Source organism: Desulfomonilia bacterium (assembly GCA_036567785.1).
Lineage (GTDB): Bacteria > Desulfobacterota > Desulfomonilia > UBA1062 > UBA1062 > DATCTV01.
This window is the reverse complement of sequence record DATCTV010000022.1, coordinates 1-4,010: the sequence shown is the minus strand read 5'-3', so window position 1 is coordinate 4,010 and position 4,010 is coordinate 1. Positions and strand designations below refer to the sequence as shown.

The following is a 4,010-nucleotide window of genomic DNA, read 5'->3' as shown; positions in this document are numbered from 1 at the left end:
TGCGGCTGGATGCATTTAATTTTTCAAGGATATGATGGACATGGAATTTGATCGTGCCTTCTGAAAGAAACAGCCGGTTGGCCATTTCACGATTTGAACAACCTTCTGTCAACAGCTTTAGAATCTCAATCTCACGCGTAGTCAGTACTTCCTGCAAACCTTTCGGATGCGGTTTTGCAGAAGGAAGCCGCTCGAATTCAACCAGCAGGCTCTGCGCAAAGGCAGCATGTGCGGGACTGGATTCCTGCAGATAGGCTGCAATCAGCAGTTGTGCTGATTCGCCGGCGTCGAGAAAAATGCGCACATAACCGGCAGGCTCTGCCAGAGAAAAACACGCGGCCAACTCGGCAAACGCTTCACGAAACCTTCCAGTAAGATGGAACAGCAATGCCCGGTATAACAAGATGACTACCAGTGTATTCCCACGGCCTGATGAATGACTGCTTTCAAGAACGCGGGCGGAATGCTGCAGACAAAGCTGATAGCGCTCCCGTTTCTTATCTTGTCGGGTTCTTTCCATCCCTACGCGGATCAGCATCGTCAGGCGCATCTCCTGATATTCATCCAAACCGCACGGAGATTCAACCCTGTGGAGCGTGTCCTGCTCCCAGGTCTCCAGTTGATCCCGGCGATCCTCTTTTAACCAGATTAGCGGCCAGGTGTTCTCGATCAGACTGTGAACAAAAGGCGTCATCAGACGGTCTGCCCGTTCTTTCTCTGCAGCTTGCATCGCCTGCCTGGCACCGGACAGATCCGCCCTTGCCAACGCGACCCATGCCAGGCTCACATAAGCCATTGCGATGATATTATGGCTTGGCCACCAGCGTGTATGAACAAGGGCGCGATTCGCATAGGAATACGCCAACTCAAGATGATTCTGCTCATAATACAAGTAACTTAGGAAAGCTTCATCTCTGGATAGATTTCCCTGATTCGCATCACCATGCTGTTGTGCCTTCTGCAGTGAGTTGGTCAAGATTTCAATCGCCTGCGGCAGCTTTCCTGCCAACCGAGTCACATTGCCGAGGTCTGTCCAGATATCGCGAAGCTTCTTACCGGAAGCGCTGGCAATTGTTGTGGCACGGGTCAGCAGCTCAAGCGATTGCTGCAGATCACTCAGGCTGCGGTACGCCCAGCCCTGCACCCAATACAGTACCGCCAGTTCCTTGGCTTGCATTTCCGGTACCGTAACCAGCGCTGTTTGTGTCAGTTCCAGTGCAAGCGATGGACAGCCGGAACATACAGCTTTGAGACCACGCAGGATGGCTGCCATGGAACGGACATAGACCCCAGTGTCTGATGAAAGCTCAGTCTGCCCGCAATCCGGTTCATACGATTTGGCGTTCAGAATCGCCTCTGCTTTGTCCAACAACGGATCGATCTGGTCAATCCGGCCAGCCTGCGCATACATTTCGGCAGCTTGCACACACAGAACGGGATTGCCTAACAGTTTCTGCTGTGGAAAACGGTCGAGCCAGGTCATGACTGTTGACATTTGGCCATTTTCAAGAAACGATGGCATCTGTTCGACAATCAGCCGGCCGGCTTGCTGCCAGTCTGCAGCCGCCAGTGCATGCTGAATCGCCTCCTCCAGGAATCCATGGTCCTCAAACCAGCACGATGCCTGGCGGTGCAGCAGCGGGATGGATTGCGGCGCCACAGCCTGCAGGCGCGCACGCAGCAAATCGGCAAACAGATGATGATAGCGATACCAGACGCGTTCATCATCCTGAGGCACCAGGAAAAGGCCGCGGCTTTCCAGATCGCCCAGCCGGCAGTCGGCCGCATGGAATGGCGCTTCGTCAGTTTCCATCAGGAACGCACATAGCGCATCATTCATACGGTCCAGAATGGAAGTCTGCAGCAGAAAATGTTGAATGGATTCCGGCTGGCGGCTGAGCGCTTCTTCTGTCAGATAGTCCATAATAAAGCGGTGGCTGCCCGAAAATGCTTCGATAAAGTAGGCGGGATCTGCCCGTCCCTGTAATGAGACACCGGCAAGCTGCAGTCCGGCGATCCAGCCTTCGGTTCGGTGTCCCAGTGTCCGGATCTGGTCATCGGATAGGACGAGACGGAAGCCGTTTTTTAAAAAGGCGGCTGTTTCATCCAGTGAAAAGCGCAGATCCTCCGCTCGGATTTCGCATAGTGCATTGCAGGCACGCAGGCGGGACAAGGCAAGTGGTGGATCCGATCGTGTCGCGATCATCACATGCATGTGCTGCGGTAAATGCTCTATCAGGAACAGCATACCATCATGGATGGCGGTGTTCCGGATGAACTGATAGTCGTCCAGAACGAGCCACACGGGTTGATTGAGCTCCTGCAGCTCATTGACGAGTATCGACAATGGCGTTTGCGGTTGGAGGACATCCCCGGAACAAAGGAGCTCCTGAATTTCCGGGCTGAGCTGCAGCCGGATTTGTTCTAAGGAGGTTGTCAGATACGAAAGAAATCTCACAGGATCGTTGTCATCCGGATCGAGGGAAACCCAGCAGATTGCCGGTGTGGTGGCAGCTTCTGAGCACTGTACAGCAGCAATCCAGGCAGCCAACAGCGTTGTCTTACCATAACCGGCTGGCGCACAGATCAGCGTCAGCGCTTTTTGCGCGCCGAGTGCCATTTTTTCGAGGAGCAGCGGACGTGGAACGATGTTGTCGCGAAGCGCAGGAATGAAAAATTTCGTACGGATCAGCGGCTGCATGGGAGCAACTCCTCCGTTTTGCGCGTTTCCAGATGCACGACATGGCAGTTGTGTTCAAAAAGGGGGATCCCCAGCCAGGATGGTCGGATTTCACTCATAGGGGCTTTGTCTTTTTTTGTGTATGGGCTGCCCGCTGGCGGGCATGTTAAGACCATTATAGCCGATTTGTCGGTCGATATGACACACGTGAAGATGGTGGAACAATAGAGAATCATGACGAAACATATTGATATTGGGCAACCGCAAGGGTTGCCCCTACAAAAAATCGATCATCCAATTACATCGTAGGGGCAGGGCTTGTCCCTGCCCAGAATAAAACAACATAGCTATATCCTCTATTTTTATAAATGGTTTTCTCTATTTTAAATGTCCGGATCTATATGCAACTATTCGCAATTTAGACTTACTTATCGAATCAATCTAAATCACTAATAGTTTCTCTTAATTTCGAATCGCTGTTTTAAATTTACTTGTTTTATATTCGTCAGGGGTGTGTTATGATGATTGAAAACCTGTACCTTTCTGAAAGTGATTCGATTCGACCCTGTTAAACGTGAATATACTGTGTCACTTTTTTTTCGCAATGAGGTACAGGACAACAGATGGAATGCGGAATGGAGGCAATGCAATGACAGAGGATCATGAGAAAACGATACAGGCAAGGCAAGCAAAGATCGATGCTTCCACACAAGCAGTTCCGCTTCACAAGGAGCAGCCGATGATCATTAAAGCGTTGGCAGTCGCTGCAACGCTGATCGGGTTATTCGTCATCCAGCGTGCAACCGGAAAACTCGGCTGGGCTGTGGCAGACTGGATCCAATGGGAGATGATCGATCCGGATCAGTCATTCACACGCTTATCCATGCATCATCTGGTGCAGATGATCCTCGTCGCCGCGCTCATCTGGATCCTCAAATGCTTCATCCAGAAAGAATTCGGATTTCAGACCGGCGATGTTCGCACCGGCGGTCGAATTGTTTTGATTTTCTCACTTTCGATCACGGGTATCGCGCTGGCTTATCATCTATTAATGCAAAGCATCGGCAACTTGCCGGTATATGCATATCCATTGTCCGTGCGCAATGTTCTCGGCAGTCTGGGCTTTCAACTGTTAATCTGCGGTCCATCCGAAGAGATCGTCTATCGCGCCTTGCCCGTGACACTGCTGCTGTCCGTCTTTGGCAGGAGCATCCGCATCACTGAGGACATCTCGCTGGAAGTCGTGCTGACAGCTTTATTGTTTGCAGCAGCACACGTTTCGTGGTCCGGTTTCCCTGCATCCGTTCGGGAATGGAATTTATTTCCGTTG

2 protein-coding genes are annotated in these 4,010 nt (G+C 51.5%); one reads left to right on the top strand and one right to left on the bottom strand.

Features of this window, described 5'->3' with window-relative positions:
- Positions 1-2,701, bottom strand: a 2,701-nt coding sequence (locus VIS94_04685; GenBank protein ID HEY9160364.1) for a LuxR C-terminal-related transcriptional regulator, incomplete at its 3' end; no start/stop codon positions are given.
- A gap of 628 nt (positions 2,702-3,329) precedes the next feature.
- Here VIS94_04685 and VIS94_04680 point away from each other — a divergent pair.
- Positions 3,330-4,010, top strand: a 681-nt coding sequence (locus VIS94_04680; GenBank protein ID HEY9160363.1) for a hypothetical protein, incomplete at its 3' end; no start/stop codon positions are given.